Source organism: Kitasatospora sp. NBC_01287, assembly GCF_026340565.1.
GTDB lineage: Bacteria > Actinomycetota > Actinomycetes > Streptomycetales > Streptomycetaceae > Kitasatospora.
Map to the genome: position 1 here is coordinate 558,885 of NZ_JAPEPB010000001.1, position 24,975 is coordinate 583,859.

Annotated in this window: 8 protein-coding genes and 1 pseudogene; 7 read left to right on the top strand and 2 right to left on the bottom strand. The window is 71.8% G+C overall.

The genetic code is table 11. The features are described 5' to 3' along the window. Positions 1-17: 17 nt before the first annotated feature. From OG455_RS02155 to OG455_RS02165, 3 genes and pseudogenes are all read left to right on the top strand, one after another. Positions 18-161: pseudogene (locus OG455_RS02155) on the top strand (cytochrome P450); the annotation flags it as partial. Between the two features lie 132 nt (positions 162-293). Next, positions 294-947 (top strand): transcriptional regulator, encoded by a 654-nt coding sequence (locus tag OG455_RS02160; RefSeq protein WP_266289543.1) that lies wholly within the window; start codon positions 294-296, stop codon positions 945-947. Between the two features lie 4 nt (positions 948-951). Beyond that, entirely contained in the window at positions 952-2,370 is a 1,419-nt protein-coding gene (locus OG455_RS02165) for an MFS transporter (protein ID WP_266289545.1), read from the top strand. A 136-nt stretch (positions 2,371-2,506) separates the two neighbouring features. On the opposite strand, the gene OG455_RS02170 is transcribed toward OG455_RS02165, so the two are convergent. Then, positions 2,507-3,265, bottom strand: a complete 759-nt coding sequence (locus tag OG455_RS02170) for a hypothetical protein (protein ID WP_266289547.1) — start codon at positions 3,263-3,265, stop codon at positions 2,507-2,509. A 132-nt stretch (positions 3,266-3,397) separates the two neighbouring features. Here OG455_RS02170 and OG455_RS02175 point away from each other — a divergent pair, with 132 nt between their 5' ends. The 4 genes from OG455_RS02175 (at position 3,398) to OG455_RS02190 (ending at position 23,193) form a co-directional block, all read left to right on the top strand. Further along, a complete protein-coding gene (locus tag OG455_RS02175) occupies positions 3,398-3,919 on the top strand; it encodes a pyridoxamine 5'-phosphate oxidase family protein (RefSeq protein WP_266289549.1) in 522 nt (173 codons plus the stop codon). Between the two features lie 231 nt (positions 3,920-4,150). Next, complete coding sequence (locus tag OG455_RS02180) at positions 4,151-11,176, top strand: non-ribosomal peptide synthetase (RefSeq protein WP_266289551.1); 7,026 nt, start codon at positions 4,151-4,153, stop codon at positions 11,174-11,176. A gap of 84 nt (positions 11,177-11,260) precedes the next feature. Further along, complete coding sequence (locus tag OG455_RS02185) at positions 11,261-19,213, top strand: non-ribosomal peptide synthetase (RefSeq protein WP_266289553.1); 7,953 nt, start codon at positions 11,261-11,263, stop codon at positions 19,211-19,213. Further along, positions 19,210-23,193, top strand: coding sequence for an amino acid adenylation domain-containing protein (locus tag OG455_RS02190; RefSeq protein WP_266289555.1), 3,984 nt, complete (start codon positions 19,210-19,212; stop codon positions 23,191-23,193). The genes OG455_RS02185 and OG455_RS02190 overlap by 4 nt, the downstream gene beginning before the upstream one ends. Before the next feature lie 77 nt (positions 23,194-23,270). Here the strand turns inward: OG455_RS02190 and OG455_RS02195 are convergent, their stop codons facing one another. Further along, the gene (locus tag OG455_RS02195) at positions 23,271-24,887 is read right to left on the bottom strand and encodes a WD40 repeat domain-containing protein (protein WP_266289557.1); all 1,617 of its coding nucleotides are present in this window, start codon (positions 24,885-24,887) and stop codon (positions 23,271-23,273) included. Positions 24,888-24,975 lie beyond the last annotated feature (88 nt).

The window sequence follows — 24,975 nt, forward strand, 5'->3', positions numbered from 1 at the left end:
CCCGGCACCCGACCACCGAGACCGGGATCGCGCTGAGCGCGCTGCTGCGGCGCTTCCCGACCCTGGCCCTCGACCACGCTCGGGAGCGGCCCGAGGAGCCGCTCGCCTACCGCCCCTCGCTGCGCGCCCGGGGCCTGTTGCACCTGCCTGTGCAGTCCTGATTTCGCGTCACACCCCTTCCCACCAGCGGAAACAAGCCCCATGGAGGCACCTCGGCATCAAGTCGGCATCAAGTTACTGATGAGTACATAATTTTCTTTGCAAAGAACCCTGTGATGTCCTATCGTTGAGCCATGGAAGAGCCCACCGAACAGCTCGCCCAGGTCAGCCTGGACGCGCGCAACCTGCGCGGGATCGCGCACCCCCTGCGGGTGCGGATCCTGGGCATCCTGCGGACGGACGGACCGGCCACGGCCTCGATGCTGGCCCGCCGACTGGACGTCAACACCGGCGCGACCAGCTACCACCTGCGGCAGTTGGCCGAGCACGGCTTCATCACCGAGGTGCCCGCCCGCGGGGCGCGCCGGGAGCGCTGGTGGCAGGCCGCGCACGCCAACACGGTGGTGCCCGACAACGAGCTGCTGACCGACCGTCAGGGGCTCGGCCCGGTCTTCCTGGAGTCCCTCGCCCGGGTCTGGGCCGACAGCATGCTGCGGGCCGTCGAGGCGACCCCGACGCTGCCGCCGGCCTGGCGCGACGCGCAGGACTTCGGCGACTACATGTTCAACCTCACGCCCGACGAGGCGAAGCACCTGATGGCCGAGCTCCACGAGGTGCTGAAGCGCCATCACCGCACGGATGCCGGGGCGGCCGACGCCGACTCGGCCCGGGTGACCTTCCAGTTCCAGCTGTTCCCCAACCCCGAGGACCAGCGGCACCCCCAGGACGAGAACCACCCCGAGGACCAGCACCAGCGCATCTCCCCGACCGCCCCCGAAACGGAGTGAGACGATGACCACGGCTACGATCGCCGACCCGAACCGCCGCTTACTGCGTGGCCTGATCGGCATCCTCTCGGCCAGCGCCGCGTCCCTCTCCGCCAACCGGGTGCTCTCGATCGCCCTACCCTGGTTCGTGCTCACCACGACCGGCAGCATCACCAAGACCGGTCTGGTCGCCTTCTGCCAGGTCCTCCCCTACGTCATCTCGCAGGCGCTCTCCGGACCGATCATCGACCGGGTCGGCCCCAAGCGGATCAGCGTGCTGGGCGACCTGGTCTCGATGACGGCGATGGCCATCGCGCCGCTGCTCTACCTCGGCGGGGCGCTCTCGTTCCCGGTGCTGCTGGGCCTGATGGCCGTGATCGGCATCGCCGACGGGCCGGCCAACGGTGCCAAGGGGCTCTTCCTGCCCGGCGCCACCCGAGCGGCCAAGGTCTCGATCGAACGCGGCACCGGCCTGTGCGCCGTGGTCGAACGCACCGCCACCACGGTCGGACCCGCGCTCGCCGGTGTGGTCGTCGCCTCCTTCGGCAGCGTCTTCGCGCTCTGGGTCACGGCCTCGCTCTTCGCCCTCTCCGCGCTGGTCGTCTCCACCACCCTCAGCAACCCGGTCCCCGAGCCGCACGAGGCCCCGACCGCCCAGGACGCCGGCTACTTCACCCGGCTGCGCGAGGGCGCCGACTTCCTGCGCAGCGCAGGCCTGCTGCGCTCGATCATCCTGATGCTCGCCGCGACCAATCTGCTGGACCAGACCTTCATGTCGGTGCTGCTCCCCGTCTGGGCCAAGCACTCCGGCAACGGCGCCGAGGCGATCGGCCTGGTGGTCAGCGTCTTCGCCGCCACCTCGATCATCGCCGCCCTGGTCGCCGCCGGATTCGCCGAGCGGCTGCCGCGCCGCACCGTCTACCTGGTCGGCTTCGTGATCGGCGGCATCCCCCGCTTCGTGGCGATGGCCGCCGGTGTGCCGCTCTGGGGCGTCCTGGTGGTGCTGGCCGCCGGTGGTCTCGGCTCCGGCTTCGTCAACCCGATCCTCGGCGCGGTGACCTACGAGTTGATCCCCACCGCCCTGCTCGGCCGGGTCAAGACCCTGGCCCAGGCGGTCACTTGGGCCGGCATCCCGTTCGGTGGCCTGGTCGGCGCCGGCCTGGTGACGCTCGCCGGGGTGAGCGGCGCGCTGTGGATCGTCGGTGGGCTCTACCTGGTCGCCATCGTGGTGCCGGGCCTGAGCGGCGACTGGTCCGGGATGCGCAAGCAGCAGGGCGCAGCCGACGGCGAGGCGGCAAGCGAGATCGGGACCGGGGCTGAGACCGGGGCTGGGACCGGGGCTGGGACCGAGACCGGGTCGGGCGCCGAGGAGGCCGCCGGCACCACCGGGAGCAGCAACGGAACGACCACCGGTACCACCGTCCCGGAGCTGGCCAGCACCTGAGCCCGACGGGCGGGCGGTTCGACGGGCAGCGCCTCTCCCCGTCGTCCTGGATTCTCGACCGAATCCAGGACGACGGGGAGAGGCGCATGTCCGCGCGCCGCACCCGCCCCTCCGTCAGCCCGTCGTCAGCTCCTCGTCAGCCCCTCGCCACTACCCAGGTGAGCAGGGCGCCCGCACCGGCCGCCGACATCGGCACGATGATCCCCAGGACGAAGTCGGCCACCGCTCGGCCCGCGCGCTCAGCCCTCGTGGGGGTGACCAGGCCCAGCCGGACCCTGGCGTGCCGGGAGATCCGCGGGCCGCGGGCCGACGGCTCGCCGGCGGTCGCCACCCCGGCCACCCCGGCCACCCCGGCCACCCCGGCCGCCTCGACGAGGGTGGCGATGCGCCGGACGGCCGTCTTGTCAGCGATCCGCAGCACGACACCGCGGCCGTCCCTGACCACCAGCTCGTCGAACCACAGGCCGCCACCGCGCTTGGGCGTGCGGGAGCGGCGTATCCGGGTCAGGGAGGCCGTGTCGACCGTACGCGGTCCCACCAGGGTCCGTGCGCTCACCAGGCTTCCGCCGGGACCGTGGCACACCGTGCGCCCCGCGCTGAACAGGTCAGGGAAGATGACCCCGACAGCTGTGCCGGTGAGCGCTCCCGCCACCGGCGCGCCCGAACCGACGACGTGCGAGCGCTCCAGCAACGCGGGGACCAGCACTCCGGCCGCCGCACCCGCGCCGAGCACGGTGTAACCCAACCTGCCGCGCCGCAGGCTCACTTCGCCGGGGACCCCGTCCGGGCCCACCTTCGCCAGGAGCGCCTCCCTGCGCTTGTCGGGCTCGGCCCGCCCGGTCCGCGAACGAGGGCCGGGCTGCGGCCGGTTCCTGCGCTGTGCCTTGCTCGTCATGAAGCCCTGCCCGTTCCCGGCCTGATGATGGTGCGGCGGTCACTGTACCGACGAGGAGAGTGCCACAGACCTCGGGCACCGGTGGGGCGCGGGGGGTGACCTGCCGGTGGCACGTCCGTGCGAATATTGATCATGGCTGTGACGAACCCCTGGTTGGCTGGGCCGGCCCCCAAGGAACGACTCGACCGCGAGCGCCTGGAGGAGCGGATCCTGAACCTGCTCTCCTCGCAGAACATGTGCGTGCTGGCGACCTCGGGGGATGCCGGCCCTCTGGCCACACCTGTGCGGTACTACCACCTCGACTTCGCCCTGATGTTCACCGCGTCGGGTGCGTCCCCGAAGATGCGGAACATCGCGGCCGACCCTCGCGTGTCGATCGGCGTCTTCGCTCCGCTGGTCGGCCAGGCCAGCAGCCGCGGTGCCCAGATCTTCGGCCGGGCCCGGGTGTTGGGGCCGGAGGACACCGACTTCGAACACTACTGGCAGGCCTTCCGGTGGCAGTCGGACCATGTCGAGCGCTCGCTGCCGCTGACCGAGCCCCCGGTCGGGCCCGTGGTGGTGGTCGAGGCCGAGCGCATCGTCTACACCGAGCACTGGCTGCGGCGTGACGGTCTCGCTCCGCGCCAGTTCTGGACCCGACCGAAGGCCGGCTGACCAACTGGCCGGCCTCACCGGCCTCACCGTTCACCAGGTTTCCGACGGCCCCGGGTGGCGGCCGCGCCCGTCCCCACGGGTGCGGCCGCCACCCGGGGCCGTGTTGGTCAGAAGTGCCCCGCCGACGGCCGGGTGAAAGTGCCCAGTTATCCCGCCAGGGCGCCTCTGCGAGCCTCGATATCGGCCAACGGCTCAACCGGAGCTGGTCGATGACGAGGATCTGGTGAACTGATGACGACGAACCCGATGGCGGAACCGAGGCGCGACGAGCTCTCCCCGGCGGAGCAGCGCATTGCCGAGATCTGGTGCGAGCTGCTCACCGCCGACACATCGACCGCCCACGCGATCGGTGCTGACGCGCCCGGTGCCGACGCGATCGGTGCCGACGCGCCCAGTGCTGACGCGATCGGGGTGGACGCGCCCAGTGCTGACGCGCCCAGTGCTGACGCGATCGGGGTGGACGCGATCACCGGCGACAGCGACTTCTACGCGCTCGGCGGCAGTGCGGCGCTCGCGGCGGAGATGGCCGACCTCGTCGCGGCCGCCTTCGGGACGGAGTTCCGCCTCGACGCGGTGTCGGCTCCGCTGACGGTGGGTTCGATCTCCTCGCATCTCGCCGACCAGGCCGTGTTGCAGGCGATGCGGCTCTTCGAGGACGGCGCGGATTTCGAGCTTGAGGCGGCGGGCGGGGCCGAGGAGCCGGCCATCCCCGCGGCCGTCCGGGACGGCGGGCCGCTGCCGATGAGCTTCGCGCAGCAGCGGCTCTGGTTCCTGGACCAGCTCGACCCCGGGCGGGCCGAGTACCTGATCCCGATCGGGCTGCGGATCACCGGCGCACTGGACACCGCCGCACTGACGGCGGCGCTGTCCGGGCTGGTGGCGCGGCACGAGGTGCTGCGCACCCGGTTCGTCACCGACGAGGACGGCCAGCCCGCGCAGGTGATCGGCGCGCCGCGGCCGGTCGCCCTCAGCGCGCACGACCTTCGCCACCTGAGTGACCCGGACGCGCGCGAGGAGAGCGCCCGGCGGATCGTGGACGGCGAGGCGTTCCAGCCGGTCGACCTGGCCACCGGGCCACTGCTGCGCGCGGTGCTGGTCCGGCTGGCCGACGCCGAGCACATCCTCGCGGTCACCGTGCACCACGCCGTCTTCGACGGCTGGTCCACCGGGATCTTCTCGCGCGAGCTGACCGCGCTGTACGCGGCGGCGTCCGGCGCGTCCGGCGTCTCGTATGCGCCCGGCGTCTCCTATGCGCCCGGGACCGCGCCCGCCCTGCCCGAACCACCGCTGCAGTACGCAGACTTCGCCGTCTGGCAGCGCGGCTGGCTGACCGGCGAGGTGCTGGATCGGCAACTGGGCTACTGGCGCGACCGGCTGACCGGCACCGAGCCGCTGGAGCTGCCCACCGACCACCGCCGCCCGGCCGCCCGCAGCGGCAACGGCGCCGAGATCACCTTCAGCGTCCCGACCGAACTCGCCGACCGGGCGCGCGCGCTGGCCGCCGAGACCGGCGCGAGCCTCTTCATGACCCTGCTGGCCACCTTCCAGCTGCTGCTCTCCAAGTACAGCGGCCAGCAGGACATCACGGTCGGCACCCCGATCGCCGGACGCAACCGGGCCGAGATCGAGGAGATGATCGGGTTCTTCGTCAACACGCTCGTCATGCGCACCGATCTCACCGGCGACCCGACCTTCCGCCAGCTGCTGGAGCGGGTCAAGGAGAGTGCGCTCGGCGCCTACGACCACCAGGACCTGCCCTTCGAGCGGATCGTCGAGGAGCTGGCGCCCGAGCGCGACCTGAGCCGCAACCCGCTCTTCCAGACCATGTTCGTGCTGCAGAACGTCCCCGACACCAGCAGCTGGAACCTCGCCGGGCTGGCCGTCGAGCCGATGGAACTCGAAGCCCAGGACGCCAAGTTCGACTTCACCTGCTACCTGACCGAGACCGCCGCCGGCGGTCTCGACGGGATGATCGTCTTCACCACGGACCTGTTCGAGGCGGCCACCATGGACCGCCTGGCCGGCCACTTCCAGGCGCTGCTGGCCGCCGCCACCGCCGACCCGGAGCGCCGGATCTCCGAGCTGGAGCTGCTCACCGCCACCGAGCGCCGGCAGCTGCTGGTCGACTGGAACGGCGCCCGCCTGGACGCGGTCGATGATCTGACGATCCCTCAGCTCTTCGAGCGGCAGGCCGCGCTGCGCCCGGACGCCGTCGCTGTCACCGCCACAGGCACCGCCACCGCCACCGCCACTGTTCTGACCTATCGTCAACTCAACGAACGGGCCAACCAGCTCGCCCACCACCTGCGCGAGCGGCACGGCATCACGACCGGCACACCGATCGGCCTCTGCCTGGAGCGCGGCCCGGACCTGATCTGCGCGCTGCTCGGCATCCTCAAGGCCGGCGCCGCCTATGTCCCGCTCGACCCCGAGTACCCCACCGAACGGCTCGACTACATGGTCGAGGACTCCGGCGCGCCGCTGATCATCACCCAGCACGACCACCGGGACCGCTTCGCCGCCGCCGTCCCGCGGCTGCTCCTCGACCGGGAGTGGCCCACCGGCGAGACGCGGGACCCGGCACCGGCCGCCGGGCCCGATGACCTCGCCTACCTCGTCTACACCAGCGGCTCCACCGGGCGGCCCAAGGGCGTGCAGATCGAGCACGGCGCGCTGCGGGCCAGGATGCGCGAGACCGTGCGGCGGCTCGACCTCACCCCGCGCGACCGGGTGCTGCAGTTCGCCTCGATCGCCTTCGACTCCTCGGTCGGCCAGACCTTCGCGCCGCTCAGCTGCGGCGCCTCGGTGGCGCTGCGCGACGCCCAGTGGGACCCGGCCGGACTGGCGGAGCTGATCCGCCGCTCGGGCGTGACGGTCGCCTGGCTCACCCCGACCGCCTTCGGCGCGCTGACCGCGCAGATCGAGGGGCCCGGGTCGCTGGGCGAGGAGCTGCGGCTGGTCCGGCTCGGCGGCGAGGCGCTGCAGCAGGAGCAGGTCCGGCAGTGGTTCGAGCGCTGCGACGTGCCGCTGGTCAACGGCTACGGCCCCAGCGAGGGCGCGCAGGAGGCCGCTACCGCGCGGATCGAGGCGCCGGGCCGCTTCGTGCCGATCGGGCAGCCGGTGGGCAACACCGAGGTCTTCCTGGTCGACCGGCACGGGCACCCGGTCCCGGTCGGGGTCCCCGGCGAGATCCTGATCAGCTGCCCCGGCCTGGCCCGCGGCTATCTGAACCAGCCGGAGCTGACGGCCGAGAAGTTCACCGCCTACGAGCTCGACGGCACCACCCGCCGGGTCTACCGCACCGGCGACCTGGCCAAGTGGCACCCGGACGGGCAGCTGGAGTTCATCGGTCGCGCCGACAACCAGGTCAAGCTGCGCGGCTACCGGATCGAGCTGGGCGAGATCGAGGCGGCACTGGCCGACCACCCGGCCGTCGACGCGGCGGTCGTGGTGCTGCGCGAGGACGCCCCCGCGGGCAGCGACGCCGGCGGTACGGGCAGTACGGGCGGTACGGGCGCGGCCAGGCTGGTCGCCTACCTGGTCGCCACCGGGACGGCGCCGACCACCGGCGAACTGCGCACCCACCTGCAGCGGCTGCTGCCGGACTACATGGTGCCCGCCGCCTTCGTCGCCCTGGAGCGCTTCCCGCTCAACCCGAACGGCAAGATCGACCGCCGCGCCCTGCCCGCCCCCGACAGCGCCCGCCCCGAACTGGACGCCGCCTACACCGCCCCACGCACCCCCGTCGAACTCGCCGTCACGGCCAGCTGGTCCGAGGTGCTGGGCATCGAGAGCATCGGCGTGCACGACAACTTCTTCCACCTGGGCGGCCACTCGCTGCTCGCCACCCAGGTCACCAGCCGGCTGCGCAAGGCGCTCGGTGTCGAACTGCCCGTGCGGGCGCTGTTCGGCGCGCCGACCCCGGCCCAACTCGCCGCCGTGATCGAGGGCCTGGAGGCCGCCGAGACCAGCCGGATCACCCCCCTCCCCCGGGACGGCGGCCCGCTGCCGCTCTCCTTCGCCCAGCAGCGGCTCTGGTTCCTCGACCAGCTGCAGCCGGACCGCGCCGAGTACCTGATCCCGTTCGCCCTGCGCCTGACCGGCCCGCTGGACACCGCCGCGCTGCGCACCGCGCTGGGCGCGCTGACGGCCCGCCACGAGGTGCTGCGCACCCGCTTCACCGCCGACGCCGCCGGACAGCCCGCGCAGCTGATCGACCCGCCGGCCGAGGCCGAGCTGACCATCCACCAGCTGGACCACCTCGCGGACCCGGCCGAGCGGGAGGCGGCGGCGCAGCGGATCGTCGCGGCCCAGGCGTTCCGACCGGTCGAGCTGACGGCGGGCCCGATGCTGCGCGCGGCGCTGGTCCGGCTCACCGAGCAGGAGGCGATCCTCACCGTCACCGTCCACCACATCGCCTTCGACGGCTGGTCGGTGACCGTGCTCTCGCGCGAGCTCACCGAGCTGTACACGGCCGCCCGCGAGCGGCGCACGCCCGAACTGCCCACGCCGGCGGTGCAGTACGCCGACTACGCCGTCTGGCAGCGCGAGTGGCTCAGCGGCGACACCCTGGATCGGCAACTCGGCTACTGGCGCGAGCGGTTGACCGGACTGGAGCCGCTGGAGCTGCCCACCGACCACCGCCGCCCCGCGCAGCGCACCGGCGCGGGCGCCGCCGTCGCCTTCACCGTCCCCGCCGAGCTGGGCGAGCGGCTGAGGAGCACGGCCGCCGGGCAGGGCGCGAGCCTGTTCATGACGCTGCTGGGCACCTTCCAGCTGCTGCTGGCCAAGTACAGCGGCCAGCAGGACATCGCGGTGGGCACGCCGATCGCCGGGCGCAACCGGGCCGAACTGGAGGAGCTGATCGGCTTCTTCGTGAACACGCTGGTGCTGCGCACCGACCTCTCCGGCGATCCGACCTTCGCCGAGCTGCTGGAGCGGGTCAAGGAGACCGCGCTCGGCGCCTACGAGCACCAGGACCTGCCCTTCGAGCGACTGGTGGGGGAGCTGGCCCCGCAGCGCGACCTGAGCCGCAACCCGCTCTTCCAGACCCTGTTCGTGCTGCAGAACGTGCCGGACTTCGACACCTGGCAGCTCCCGGACCTGACCGTGGAGCCGGTTCAACTGTCGGCGCAGGACGCCAAGTTCGACCTGGCGATGTACCTCACCGAGGCGGCGGACGGCGGCCTGGAGGGCGCGGTCGTCTACAGCACCGACCTCTTCGAGCAGGCCACCGTCACCCGGCTGGTCGGCCACTTCCAGACCCTGCTGGCCGCCGTCACCGCGCGCCCCGGGGCGAAGCTGTCCGAGCTGGAACTGCTCGGCGCGGCCGAGCGGCGGCGGATCCTGGTCGACTGGAACGACACCGCCACCCCCTACCCCGACACCGCGACGATCCACCGCCTCTTCGAGGAGCGGGCCGAGCGCGACCCCGCCGCCACCGCCGTCACCTGCGGGGAGCGGACCCTGACGTACCGTCAGCTGAACGAGCGGGCCAACCAGCTCGCCCACCACCTGCGTGGCCTGGGCCTCGGCCCGGACACCCCGGTCGGGGTCTGCCTGGAGCGGAGCCCGGAGCTGATCTGCGCCCTGCTCGGCATCCTCAAGGCCGGCGCCGCCTACGTCCCGCTCGACCCGGAGCACCCCGCCGAGCGGCTCGGCTACCTCATCGATGACACCGCGACGCCGCTGGTCCTCACCCGCACGGCGCTCGCCGACCGGCTGCCCGCCGGTACCCCCGTGCTGGACCTGGACCGCGACCACGCCGAGATCGCCACCCGGCCGACCACCGACCCGACCCCGCTGGCCGGCCCCGAGCACCTCTGCTACCTGATCCACACCAGCGGCTCCACCGGCCGGCCCAAGGGCGTGCGGATCGAACACGGCGGTGTGGTCAACTACCTGGCGGGAATGCAGGACGAGTTCCCGATCGCGGCCGGCGAGGGCTTCCTGCAGGCCACCCCGCTCTCCTTCGACGTCTCCGCCTACGAGATCTTCTGGCCGCTCTGGCGCGGGGCGAACGTCGTCCTGGTGCCCGGCTCGGAGCGGCTCGACATGACCCGCGTCACCCGGCTGATGCGCGAGAACCGGATCGTCGGACTGCACTTCGTGCCCAGCCTGCTCGACCTCTTCGTCACCGAGGCCCGCCCCGAGGACTGCACCCACCTGCGGTACGCCTTCGCCAGCGGCGAGCCGCTGCAGCCGGCCCTGGTCAGCCGGTTCCTGGACCGCTTCCCCGGCGACCTGATCAACCTCTACGGCGCCACCGAGGTCTCGGTGGACACCACCTTCTGGCGCGCCGACCGCTCCGCGCCCACCGGCCCGGTGCTGGCCGGGCGGCCGATGATCAACCAGACGGTCTACGTGCTCGACCGGGACGGCCGCCCGGTGCCCTCCGGGGTGCTGGGCGAGGTCTACCTGGGCGGGGCCAGCGTCGGCCAGGGCTACCACAACCGGACCGAGTTGACCGCCGAGCGGTTCCTGCCCGACCCGTTCGCGGCAGGTCCGCGGGCGCGGATGTACCGCACCGGCGACCTCGGCCGGTTCACCGCCGCCGGCGAGCTGGACCTGCTCGGCCGGGTCGACCGGCAGGTGAAGCTGCGCGGCGTGCGGATCGAGCTCGGCGAGATCGAGGCCACCCTGCTCGGCCACGACACCGTCGGCAGCTGCGCCGTCGTGGTCCGCGAGGACGAGGCGGCCGGCGCAGCCGGCCGGGCCGGAGCCCCGGGCGGCGGGAAGCGGCTGACCGCCTACTGCGTGGCGGCGCCCGGGCGGGAGATCGACCTGACCGCGCTGCGGGCCTGGGCCGGCGAGGTGTTGCCCCGGGCCATGGTGCCGGCCGCCTTCATGGTGCTGGCCGAACTGCCGCTCTCCGCCAACGGCAAGGTCGACCACAAGGCGCTGCCCGCGCCCGACGGCGCCGGGGTCGAGACCGGAGCCGGGTTCACCGCGCCGCGCGACGAGATCGAGATCGCCATCGCGGAGATCATGGGCGAGGTGCTCGGCCTGGACCGGATCGGCATCCACGACAGCTTCTTCGAACTCGGCGGGCACTCGCTGCTCGCCACCCAACTCGTCAACCGGATCGAAACCCTGACCGGAGTCCGCGTGAGCCTGCGGAAGCTCTTCCTGGTCCCGACGGTCCTCGGCATAAAGAGCCAGCTCATCGAGCTGCTCGACGCCGAGTCCGACAGCGACGGCAGCGGCAGCGGCGGCAGCGGCGAGGCCCTCGGGGCCGACGCCCGCTCGACCTCCTGACCCGCGCCCGGACCGACACGGAAGACCGGCTCTCCCAGGCAATCGTCCGTCCGCGATCACGTGGACAGTGAGGAACGAATCATCATGAGCGAGAAGTCCAGCGAGACGTCCATCGAGAAGTCCAGCGAGTCCCGACTGCTCTCCCGGATGCGGCAGCGCGCCACCGCCGACCGGATCGCCCGCCGCGCCACGACCGGCCCGGTGCCACTCTCCTTCGCGCAGCAGCGGCTCTGGTTCCTGGACCAGCTCGAACCGGGCGGGGCGGAGTACCTGATCCCCTTCGGTCTGCGGGTCACCGGGCCGCTGGACGTCAGCGCGCTGCGGACCGCGCTGTCCGGGCTGGTGGTGCGCCACGAGGTGCTGCGCACCCGGTTCACCGCCGACGAGGCGGGGCAGCCCGCGCAGTTGGTCGACGCGCCCTGGCCGGTCGAGGTCGGCGTGCACGACCTGCGGGAGGCCGAGGAGCGCGAGGCGGCGGCCCGGGACCTGCTGCGGAGCGCCGCGCTGCGGCCCTTCGACCTCGCGGCGGGGCGGCCGCTGCGGGCGGACCTGGTGCGGCTGGCGGACGAGGAGCAGTACCTGCTCCTGACGGTCCATCACATCGTGGCCGATGGCTGGTCGGAGGGCATCCTGGCCCGCGAACTGCGCGAGCTCTACGCCGCCGCGCTGGCCGATCGGGCGGCCGAACTGCCCGAACCGACCCTGCAGTACGCCGACTTCGCGGTGTGGCAGCGGCAGTGGCTGAGCGGCGGCACGCTGGAGCGGCAGCTGGACTACTGGCGCGGTCAGCTGGCCGGCGTCGAGCCGCTGGAGCTGCCGACCGACCACCGGCGGCCCGCACGGCACGGCGGCGCCGGCGACTCGGTGCCGTTCGCCGTCCCGGCCGAGATCGCCGAGCGGCTCAGGAGCGCGGCAGCCGGCCAGGGCGCGAGCCTCTTCATGGTGCTGCTAGCGGCGTTCCAGCTGCTGCTGTCCAAGTACAGCGGCCAGCAGGACATCGCGGTGGGCACCCCCATCGCCGGCCGCAACCGGGCAGAGGTCGAGTCCCTGATCGGGTTCTTCGTCAACACCCTGGTGCTGCGCACCGACCTCTCCGGCGATCCGACCTTCACCGAGTTGCTGGAGCGGGTCAAGGAGACCGCGCTGGGCGCCTATGACCACCAGGACCTGCCCTTCGAGCGGCTGGTGGAGGAGCTGGCGCCCGAGCGCGACCTGAGCCGCAACCCGCTCTTCCAGACGATGCTGGTGCTCCAGGCACCGGGCGGCGACGCCGCGGCGGGGGCGGGGACGGACGCCGGGGCGGACGCGGGCGGGTGGCAGTTCGCCGGGACGCGGGTGGAGCCCGTGGAGATCCGGCGGGGCGTGGCGAAGTTCGACCTGACGCTCACGCTGGTGGAGACCGGTGACGGCCTGGACGCGGCGGTTGAGTACCGGACCGACCTCTTCGAGGCGGCGACGGTGCGGCGGCTGGTCGGGCACTTCCAGACCCTGCTGGCGGCGATCGCCGAGCGGCCGACAGCCGCGCTGAGCGAGTTGGAGATGCTCACGGCCGCCGAGCGGCAGCAGATCGTCATCGACTGGAACGCCACCCAGGGCCCCTACCCCGACACCGCCACCATCCACTCCCTCATCGAAGAACGCAGCGAACGCGAACCCGACGCCATCGCCCTCACCCACGGCGACGTCTCTCTGACCTACCGCCAGGTCAACGAGCAGGCCAACCAACTCGCCCACCACCTACGCACCATCAACGGCATCACCCCCGACACCCTCATCGCCGTCTGCCTGGACCGCAGCCCCGAACTCATCACCACCCTCCTCGGCATCCTCAAAGCCGGCGCCGCCTTCGTCCCCCTGGACTCCGACTACCCCACCGACCGCATCACCTACATGATCCAGGACACCGCGACACCCCTCGTCATCACCCACACCGATCACGCCCACCGCCTCCCCACCGAAACCCCACTCCTCCTCGTGGACCACAACTGGCCCACGTCGGAGACGACCACCAACCCCACGCCCGTCGCCACCCCCGACCACCTCGCCTACGTCATCTACACCAGCGGCTCCACCGGCCGACCCAAGGGCGTCCAACTCGACCACCGCGGCGTCGTCAACTACCTCCACTGGTGCAACCTCAACTACCCCACCCAGACCCCCAACGGCATCGGCACCCTCCTCTACTCCTCCGTCACCTTCGACCTCACCATCACCGCCCTCTTCCTCCCCCTCATCCAAGGCCAACAACTCACCATCCCCGTACCCACACCCGACCAGAGCGCCTTCGACGCCGCCATCGACCTCATCCTCACCGGCACCCCCATCAGCTTCCTCAAAGCCACCCCCTCCCACCTCGAAGTCCTCACCGCCCAACTCGAACTGACCGGCAAACACCACAACATCACCACCATCGTCGCCGGCGGCGAAGACCTCTCCCCCACCCTCGCCAACCGCATCCTGACCACCGGCACCGGCCACACCGTCATCGCCAACGAATACGGCGCCACCGAAGGCTCCGTCGCCAACGTCATGAGCCTGACCACCACCATCGACCCCACCTACCCCACCTCCTCGGTCGGCGTCCCCATCACCAACACCACCGCCTACATCGTCGACCGCTTCAACCACCCCGTCCCCATCGGCGTCCCCGGCGAATGCCTCCTCGGCGGCATCTGCGTCGCCCGCGGCTACCTCAACCGCCCCGAACTCACCACCACCCGCTTCATCGACCTGGCGATCAACGGCACCACCCAGCACGTCTACCGCACCGGCGACCTCGTCCGCCTGCGCCCCAACGGCGAAATGGAATTCATCGGCCGCATCGACAACCAGGTCAAACTCCGCGGCTACCGCATCGAACTCGGCGAAATCGAGAACAACCTCCTCACCCACCCGCAGCTCTCGGACGTGACCGTGATCCTGCGTGAGGACACCCCCGGCGACAAGCGCCTGGTCGCCTACCTGGTCGCCGCGGCCGCGCCGAGCGCCGCCGAGCTCCGCACCCACCTCCAGCAGCACCTGCCCGACTACATGGTCCCCACGGGATACGTCTTCCTCGACCAGCTGCCGCTGACGCCCAACGGCAAGGTCGACCAGAAGGCGCTGCCGGCCCCGGACGGCGAACGCCCCGAGCTGGCGTCCGCCTACACCGCGCCGCGCACGCCCGTCGAGCAGGCGGTCACCGCGATCTGGTCCGCCATCCTGGGCGTCGACCCGATCGGCGTCCACGACAACTTCTTCCAGCTCGGCGGTCACTCGCTACTCGCCACCCAGGTCACCTCCCGGTTGCGCAAGGAGCTGGGGGTAGAGGTTCCGGTCCGAGCCGTCTTCATTGCGCCCACGCCGGCCGAACTCGCCGCCGTCGTCACGGAGCTGGGCGCCGACCAGGCCGCTGGTCCGGCCACGCCGATCACCGCAGCGCCTCGGGACGGCGGGCCGCTGCCGCTCTCCTTCGCGCAGCAGCGGCTCTGGTTCCTCGACCAGCTGGAGCCGGGCAGCGCCGAGTACCTGGTGCCGTTCGGACTCCGGCTGCGGGGCCGACTGGACCTCCCGGCGCTGGAAGCCGCCCTGGCCGGGCTGGTCGCGCGGCACGAGGTGCTGCGGACGCGGTTCACCGCCGACGAGGACGGCCACCCGACCCAGCGGATCGACGCCCCGCACCCGGTTCCGGTGACCCTGCACGACCTGCGCGGGATCGCCGACGCCGGGGCACGCGAGGAGGCCGCGCAGCGGCTGCTGGCGAGCGAGGGTGCCCGGCCGTTCGACCTGGCGGCCGACGCCCTGCTGCGGGCGGACGTGGTGCGGCTCGCCGACGAGGACCAGTTCCTGCTACTGACGCTCCATCACATCGTCTCGGACGGCTGGTCGGAAGGCATCCTGGCCCGCGAACTGCGCGAGTTCTACTCCGCGGCCGTTCGGCAGCGGCCCGCCGAGCTGCCGGAACTGGCGGCGCAGTACGCCGACTTCGCCCTGTGGCAGCGCGAGTGGCTGACCGGCGAGGTGCTGGACCGGCAGCTGGACTACTGGCGCGGTCAGTTGACGGGCATCGAACCGCTGGAGCTGCCCACCGACCACCGCCGCCCCGCCGAGCGCGGCGGCACGGGGGACGCGGTCCGGTTCGGCGTCCCGGCCGAGGTGACCGAGCGGCTGAAGGCAGCGAGCGCCGAGCAGGGCGCGAGCCTCTTCATGACGCTGCTGGGCACCTTCCAGCTGCTGCTCTCCAAGTACAGCGGCCAGCAGGACATCACGGTCGGCACCCCGATCGCAGGCCGCAACCGGGCCGAGGTCGAGGAGATGGTCGGATTCTTCGTCAACACGCTCGTCATGCGCGCCGACCTGAGCGGTGACCCGACCTTCCGGCAGGTGCTGGAGCAGGTCAAGGAGACCGCCCTGGGCGCCTACGACCACCAGGACCTGCCCTTCGAGCGGCTGGTCGACGAGCTGGCGCCCGAGCGCGACCTGAGCCGCAACCCGCTCTTCCAGACCATGTTCGTGCTGCAGAACGTCCCCGAGGGGGACACCTGGACGCTGCCCGGCCTGGCGGTCGAGCCGGTCGGCGTGCGCGGCCAGGCGGTCAAGTTCGACCTGCAACTGACCGTGGTGGAGAGCGGCGGCGAGCTCCACGCGGCGGTGGAGTACCGGACCGACCTCTTCGAGGCGGCGACGGTGCGGCGGCTGGTCGGACACTTCCAGACCCTGCTGGCCGCCGTGGCCGCCCGCCCCGACGCGAGGCTCTCCGAGTTGGAGATGCTCACGGCCGCCGAGCGGCAGCAGATCGTCATCGACTGGAACGCCACCCAGGGCCCCTACCCCGACACCGCCACCATCCACTCCCTCATCGAAGAACGGGCCGAGCGCGAACCCGACGCCATCGCCCTCACCCACGGCGACGTCTCTCTGACCTACCGCCAGGTCAACGAGCAGGCCAACCAACTCGCCCACCACCTACGCACCATCAACGGCATCACCCCCGACACCCTCATCGCGGTGTGCCTGGACCGCAGCCCCGAACTCATCACCACCCTCCTCGGCATCCTCAAAGCCGGCGCCGCCTTCGTCCCCCTGGACCCCGACTACCCCACCGACCGCATCACCTACATGATCCAGGACACCGCAACACCCCTCGTCATCACCCACACCGATCACGCCCACCGCCTCCCCACCGGCACCCCACTCCTGCTCGTGGACCACAACTGGCCCAGCACGGAGGCCACCCACAACCCCACGCCCGTCGCCACCCCCGACCACCTCGCCTACGTCATCTACACCAGCGGCTCCACCGGCCGACCCAAGGGCGTCCAACTCGACCACCGCGGCGTCGTCAACTACCTCCACTGGTGCGACCTCAACTACCCCACCCAGTCAGCGAACGGCATCGGCACCCTCCTCTACTCCTCCGTCACCTTCGACCTCACCATCACCGCCCTCTTCCTCCCCCTCATCCAAGGCCAACAACTCACCATCCCCACCCCCACACCCGACCAGAGCGCCTTCGACGCCGCCATCGACCTCATCCTCACCGGCACCCCCATCAGCTTCCTCAAAGCCACCCCCTCCCACCTCGAAGTCCTCACCGCCCAACTCGAACTCGCCAACGCCAAACACAACATCGCCACCATCGTCGCCGGCGGCGAGGAGCTGACGCCGACCCTCGCCAACCGCATCTTCGCCACCAGCGGTCGCACCACGGTCATCGCCAACGAGTACGGTGCGACCGAGGGTTCGGTCGCCAACGTGATGAGCCTGACCACCGACGTCGACCCGACCGCCGGTACCACCTCGGTGGGTGTTCCGATCACCAACACCACCGCCTACGTCGTCGACCGCTTCAACCACCCCGTCCCCATCGGCGTCCCCGGCGAATGCCTCCTCGGCGGCATCTGCGTCGCCCGCGGCTACCTCAACCGCCCCGAACTCACCACCACCCGCTTCATCGCCGACCCCTTCAACACCACCGATCCCACCGCCCGCGCCTACCGCACCGGCGACCTCGTCCGCCTGCGCCCCAACGGCGAAATGGAATTCATCGGCCGCATCGACAACCAGGTCAAACTCCGCGGCTACCGCATCGAACTCGGCGAAATCGAGAACAACCTCGCCGCCCACCCCGCCATCAGCGCCACCACCGTCGTCGTCCGCCAGGACACCCCCGGCGACAAGCGCCTCGTCGCCTACCTCGTCCCCGCCGGCGCGGCCACCCCCACCACCACCGAACTCCGCACCCACCTCCAGCAGCACCTACCCGACTACATGGTCCCCACCACCTACATCACCCTCGACCACCTCCCCCTCACCCCCAACGGCAAGGTCGACCAGAAAGCCCTCCCCGCCCCCGACCACCACCGCCCCGACCTCGCCGCCACCTACACCGCACCCCGCACACCCGTGGAGCGGACCCTCGCCACCATCTGGAGCGAGATCCTGGGGGTCGACCCGATCGGGGTGCACGACAACTTCTTCGAGCTCGGCGGCGACTCGATCATCAGCATCCAGGTGATCGCCAAGGCCAAGAAGTTCGGCCTGCACCTGACGCCGCGGATGATCTTCAAGCACCAGACCATCGCGGAGATCGCCGAGCACGCGCAGGCCGGCGGCTCGGTCGACGCGGAGCAGGGCCGGGTGCGGGGCGAGGTGGTGCTGACGCCGATCCAGCACTGGTTCTTCGAGAAGGAACTGCCCTCCGGCCACCACTTCAACCAGGCCGAGCTGCTGGCCACCGACGGCCTCGACCCGGCCCTGCTGGCCACCGCCCTGGGCGATCTGACGGAGCATCACGATGCCCTGCGGCTGCGCTACCGCGGCCAGGGGTCGAGCTGGAGCCAGCACCTGGCGGAGACCGCCGGTCCGGACGTGCTCCAGCTGCACGACCTCTCCGGGGTCGGCGACGACGAGCTGTGGTCGGTGATGCGCGGGATCGGCGAGCAGGTGCAGCGGAGCCTCGACCTGCGCGACGGGCCGATCCTGCGGGGCGCCCTGCTGGAGCTGGGCGCCGGGCGCGGGCAGCGGCTGCTGCTCACCGTGCACCACCTGGCGGTCGACAGCGTCTCCTGGCGGATCCTGCTGGAGGACCTGGGCAGCGCCTACGAACAGCGGGCCGCCGGCCGGACACCGCAACTGCCGCCCAAGACGAGCTCGTTCAAGGCCTGGGCGGAGCACCTGCGCCGGTTCGCCGTCTCCCCCGAGGCGGAGGCGGAGTTCGCGTACTGGTCGGAGCCCAAGCCGGACGGGCGGCTGCCGCGCGACCGCCGCGGCGCCAACGAGGCGCGCTCAGGCGACACCGTCAGCGTGTCGCTCACCCCGACGGAGACCGGCGCCCTGCTGCGGGACGTGCCGCGCGCGTTCAACACCCAGATCAACGACGCGCTGCTCACCGCGCTGGCCCGCGCGGTGGCGCGGTGGACCGGCAGCGGCAGCACGCTGATCGGGCTGGAGGGCCACGGCCGCGAGGACCTCTTCAACGACGTGGACCTGTCCCGCACGGTCGGCTGGTTCACCAGTGTCTTCCCCGTCGCCCTGACGGTGGACCCCGCGGCCGACCCGGCCACCTCGCTGGGCGGGGTCAAGGAGCAGCTGGCCCGCATCCCCAACAAGGGTGTCGGCTACGGGATCCTGCGCTACCTCGGCAGCCCGGCGGTGACCGCCGCCCTCCAGGCGCAGCCCACGCCCGAGATCAACTTCAACTACCTGGGCCAGTTCACCGAGCAGTTGCCGGGGATCGGCCGCTACGCCGACCCAACCGAGCCCAAGGGCCAGTCCACCAGCCCGGACGGCATGCGCTGGAACGTGCTCGACATCACCGCCGCCGTCGAGGGTGACACGTTCGGTCTCAACATCACCTACTCCGCGGCGCTGCACGACCGGCGCACCGTCCAGCGGCTGGCCGACGCCATCCTGGACGGTCTGCGACAACTCATCTCGGCCGGCACCGACCCTGCCGCCGGGCCCGCCACCGGCCCCGCCCGGGCCACCGAAGGCACCCCCCTCACCGATGTCAGCGCCACCGACATGGCCGCGATTCTGAAGAGGTTCTCCGCATGAGCGCGCACAACGTCGAAGACGTCTACGGACTCTCCCCCCTGCAGTTCGGGATGCTCTTCCACTCGCTGGAGGACTCCTCCGACACCCGCCCCTACCTGGTGCAGATGACCGAGGAGATCAGCGGGGCCTTCGATGACGACTGCTTCCGGGACGCCTGGCAGCAGCTGATCGACCGGCACCCGATCCTGCGGAGCGCCTTCATCTGGGAGGGCGTCTCGGAGCCGGTCCAGGTGGTGCAGCGCACGGCGAAACTTCCGTACGAGCGACAGGACTTGCGGGGCCTGCCGGCCGAGGCCCAGGAGGCCCGGCTGGCGGAGTTCCTGGCGGCGGACTGGGAGCGCGGGTTCGACCTCACCCGGGCGCCGCTGGTGCGGGTGGCCAGCCTGCGGATGGACGATGAGCGCCGGATCGTGGTCTGGTCGTTCCACCACATCCTGCTGGACGGGTGGAGCATCCAGATCCTGCAACAGGAGCTGCTCACGCTCTACCGCGGCCTGCTGACCGGCCGACCCGCTCAGCTGCCGCCGGCGCTGCCCTACCGGCGGTACATCGAGTGGCTCAACTCCCAGTCGCCGGCGGACTCGAAGGCGTTCTGGACCGACTACCTGAGCGGCGTCACCGAGCCGACCGACCTGCACGTCGACCGGGCGACCGGCGAGACGGGCATCGGCGAGATCGAGGTGGTGGCCGAGGAGGAGCTCTTCACGGCGGCACGCGGCTACGCCCGGACCCAGCGGATCACCATGAACACCCTGGTCCAGGGCCTCTGGGCGATCCTGCTCTCCCGGTACAGCGGGCAGGACGACGTCCTCTTCGGCTCGACCATCTCGGGCCGGTCGATCGAACTCCCGGGTGTGGAGTCGATGATGGGGCTCTTCATCAACACCCTCCCGGTGCGCGGCCGGGTGGCCGGCGAGCAGCCGGTGGCCGAGTGGCTGCGGGCGCTCCAGGACGAGCAGCTGGACATGCGCCAGTGGGAGTACTGCCACCTGGTCGACGTCCGCGAGTACAGCCAGATCCCGCGCGGCGAGCCGCTGTTCCGCTCGATCCTGGTCTTCGAGAACTACCCGGTGCTCCAGGAGGCCGCGGACATCCCGGCGGAGATGACCAGCCGCCTGGTCAACTGCGTGGAGCGGACCGGGTATCCGCTGACGCTGGTGGCCTCGGCCGGGCGCGCCCTGGAGTTCCGCTTCGTCCACGACCGCGCGTTCTTCGACGACGCGACGGTGCGGCGGCTGGTCGGGCACTTCCAGACCCTGCTGGCCTCCGTGGTGGGCGGGCGACCGGAGACGAGGCTCTCCGAGTTGGAGATGCTCACGGCCGCCGAGCGGCAGCAGATCGTCATCGACTGGAACGCCACCCAGGGCCCCTACCCCGACACCGCCACCATCCACTCCCTCATCGAAGAACGCAGCGAACGCGAACCCGACGCCATCGCCCTCACCCACGGCGACGTCTCCCTGACCTACCGCCAGGTCAACGAGCAGGCCAACCAACTCGCCCACCACCTACGCACCATCAACGGCATCACCCCCGACACCCTCATCGCCGTCTGCCTGGACCGCAGCCCCGAACTCATCACCACCCTCCTCGGCATCCTCAAAGCCGGCGCCGCCTTCATCCCCCTGGACCCCGACTACCCCACCGACCGCATCACCTACATGATCCAGGACACCGCGACACCCCTCGTCATCACCCACACTGATCACGCCCACCGCCTCCCCACCGGCACCCCCCTGCTCCTCGTGGACCACAACTGGCCCAGCACGGAGGCCACCCACAACCCCACGCCCGTCGCCACCCCCGACCACCTCGCCTACGTCATCTACACCAGCGGCTCCACCGGCCGACCCAAGGGCGTCCAACTCGACCACCGCGGCGTCGTCAACTACCTCCACTGGTGCGACCTCAACTACCCCACCCAGTCAGCGAACGGCATCGGCACCCTCCTCTACTCCTCCGTCACCTTCGACCTCACCATCACCGCCCTCTTCCTCCCCCTCATCCAAGGCCAACAACTCACCATCCCCACCCCCACACCCGACCAGAGCGCCTTCGACGCCGCCATCGACCTCATCCTCACCGGCACCCCCATCAGCTTCCTCAAAGCCACCCCCTCCCACCTCGAAGTCCTCACCGCCCAACTCGAACTCGCCAACGCCAAACACAACATCGCCACCATCGTCGCCGGCGGCGAAGACCTCTCCCCCACCCTCGCCAACCGCATCCTGACCACCGGCACCGGCCACACCGTCATCGCCAACGAATACGGCGCCACCGAAGGCTCCGTCGCCAACGTCATGAGCCTGACCACCACCATCGACCCCACCTACCCCACCTCCTCGGTCGGCGTCCCCATCACCAACACCACCGCCTACGTCGTCGACCGCTTCAACCACCCCGTCCCCATCGGCGTCCCCGGCGAATGCCTCCTCGGCGGCATCTGCGTCGCCCGCGGCTACCTCAACCGCCCCGAACTCACCACCACCCGCTTCATCCCCGACCCCTTCAACACCACCGACCCCACCGCCCGCGCCTACCGCACCGGCGACCTCGTCCGCCTGCGCCCCAACGGCGAAATGGAATTCATCGGCCGCATCGACAACCAGGTCAAACTCCGCGGCTACCGCATCGAACTCGGCGAAATCGAGAACAACCTCGCCGCCCACCCCGCCATCAGCGCCACCACCGTCGTCGTCCGCCAGGACACCCCCGGCGACAAGCGCCTCGTCGCCTACCTCGTCCCCGCCGGCGCGGCCACCCCCACCACCACCGAACTCCGCACCCACCTCCAGCAGCACCTACCCGACTACATGGTCCCCACCACCTACATCACCCTCGACCACCTCCCCCTCACCCCCAACGGCAAGGTCGACCAGAAAGCCCTCCCCGCCCCCGACCACCACCGCCCCGACCTCGCCGCCACCTACACCGCACCCCGCACACCCGTGGAGGAGGCGATCGCCGCCGTCTGGAGCGCGGTGCTGGGGGTGGCCACGGTGGGCGTCCACGACAACTTCTTCGAGTTGGGCGGGCAGTCGATCAACGCGGTGCGGGTCGCCTCCCGGATCAGCGAGGCCGGCTGGCGGGTGACCCTGCAGCAGATCATGCGGCACGCCACGATCGCCGAGCTGGCCGCCGCGATCACCGCCCCGCAGCAGGCGACCGCCGGTCTGATCGTGCGGCTCTCCGAAGGCCCGGTGACGGATCTGCCCCGCCTCTTCTGCGTCCACCCCGGCGGCGGCAGCACCCACTCCTACCGGGAGCTGGCCGCCCGGCTGGCCGACTCGTACGACGTCTACGGCGTGCAGGCGGCCGGGCTGAACCCCGGCGAGGAGCCCATCACGGGCATCGAGGCGATGGCGGCCCGCTACTGGGCGGAGATCCGCTCCGTCCAGCCGCAGGGGCCCTGCCTGCTGCTGGGGTGGTCCACGGGGGCGGTGGTGGTGCACGAGCTGTGCGTCCAGCGCCCGGACGAGGTCCAGGCGGCCTTCCTGCTGGAGCCGGCCGTCACCGGCCCCGAGCAGCGGGAACGGTTCGAGCGCTACTCCGAGGTCTACCGGCAGGTGGACGCGCTCTGGCAGCAGGGGCAGGGGCAGAGCGGGCCGGCCCGCGCCGGGACAGAACGGGCTCTCAAGGAGCTGGCCCCGCGGATGAACATCGAGGTGGAGGCCGTCACCCTGGACGAGTGGCTGCCGTACGCGGTGCTGGAGGCCGAGGTCCGCTCGCTCGCCGCCTACCGGCCCGGCCGCGCCTTCACCCGCGCCACCCTCTTCGTCAGCGAGTCGGTGCGCGCCGCCGGCCCCGAGGGCACCGAGGACGAGGTCGGCCCCGCCCGGTACACCGCCCACTGGCAGCAGCGCTACCCCGCCGGTCTGGAGATCCTGGAGATGCCGGGCCGCCACCTGCGGATGGTCAAGGGCGAGGAGCAGCTGGAGGCGCTGGTCTCGGCCATCGAGAAGCTACGGGCGCACTCCTGACGGATCGTCAGATCAGTGCTGGGCGGCCGGGCCACGAGCCCGGCCGCCCACCGGCGCGCCGTGACGCGCGGGGCAGGTCAACGCCGTGACAGCACCGCGAGCTCCGCTCCGAAGCTCACCACCAGCCGGCCCTCCGGCGCGGCGCCCAGCGCGCGGACCGGCAGGGGGAATACCAGCGGCACCCCGACCTGCTCGCGCGTCGCCGGATCCCACAGCCGCACCGTCCGGTCCTGGCCGCCGGTGGCGACGAGGAGCCGGCCGTCCATCATCAGCGCTGCCACCGCACGCCCCCTTCCGCTGTGTCCGGCGATCTCCTCGCCGAGTTGCCGACCATCCATCAGATCCCCTACTGGTGTGCCGCCTTGACCGGAACTGGCTACCGCGACCGGGCGACCGTCCAGCACCGCCGTCGCCATCGCCGCCTCCTCCTGCCCGTCCCCGTCGAAGGGCTCGCCGACCTGGTGCTCGGACGTCAGGTCCCACGCCCTCACCATGCCGTCGCCATCGCCCGTCAGGGCGAGCGGGCGGCCGTCCACCACCGCGGTCGCCACCGCCAGCACGACGTCCTCATGGAGGGTGACAGCGGTGCCGAGCTGTGCGCCCGTGAGCAGCTCCCACACCCGGACCGTCCCGTCGGGATCACCGACGACGGCCAGGGCCCGGCCGTCCAGCAGCACCGCCGCCAGGGCGCTCACCCCGCCGACATGGCCGGCGATGGGCGCGCCGACCGGTGCCCGGGTGGCCAGGTCCCACGCCTGGAGCGTCCCGTCCTCGCTGCCGGTCACGGCGAGCGTCCGGCCGTCCAGCACCAGGGTCGCCACCGCCACCACGCGGCCGGTGTGGCCGATGCAGGCCGCGCCGAACTCCTCGCCGGCGGCCAGGTCCCACACCCGCACCATCTCGTCGTCGCCGCCGGTGACCGCGAGCGTCCGGCCGTCCAGCTCGACGGTCGCCACCGCCCACACCCCCTCGGCGTGGCCGGTGAGTGGCTCGCCGAACTGCGCACCGGTGATCAGGTCCCAGCGCCGCACCGTCCCGTCCTCGCCGGTGGTGACCGCGAGGGGCCGACCGTCGAGCACCACCGTCGCCACCGCGCACACCCAGCCGGTGTGCCCGGCGAGGGGCGCTCCGACCGGCTCCCGGGTGACCAGGTCCCAGCGGCGCACCATACCGTCGACGTCGCCGGTGACCGCGAGCGTCCGGCCGTCCAGCTCGACGGTCGCCACCGCCAGCACCTCGGCCACCCAGTCGCCGCGGCCCATGGGTTCGCCGACCGGCTCCCCGGTGGCCAGGTCCCACAGGCGGAGCGTCCCGTCCTCGCTGCCGGTCACGGCGAGCGTCCGGCCGTCCACCACCGCCGTCGCCAGCGCGCACACCCGGCCGGTGTGCCCGGCGAGGACGTGTCGGAACCGGTGGTCGACCAGTGAGCCGGTCGCCCAGTCCACCCCCCACCGCGCCGCCGGCTCCCCGGCCACCGGTGCCGAGGTGATCCGCGCGGAGAGCTCCAGGTCGCCGAAGCGCGCGGCATCCAGGGCCAGCAACTGCCGGCGCACACCCCCGGTCGCGGCCCGGTGCAGGTGCGCCGAAGCCCGGTACACCGCCGCCGCCAACCGCGCCGCGGGGCCCGACGCACCCTCCAGCAGCGCCTCGACCTCCCCCGGGGCCGCACGTACCAGGAACTGGGGGTCGGTCAACCACGCTTCCCTCGTGGCTGGTTCGGCGCGCGGACCGTCATATCGCTGAGCATCGGACATGATCGGCACTCTAACGGGCGCAACCGCC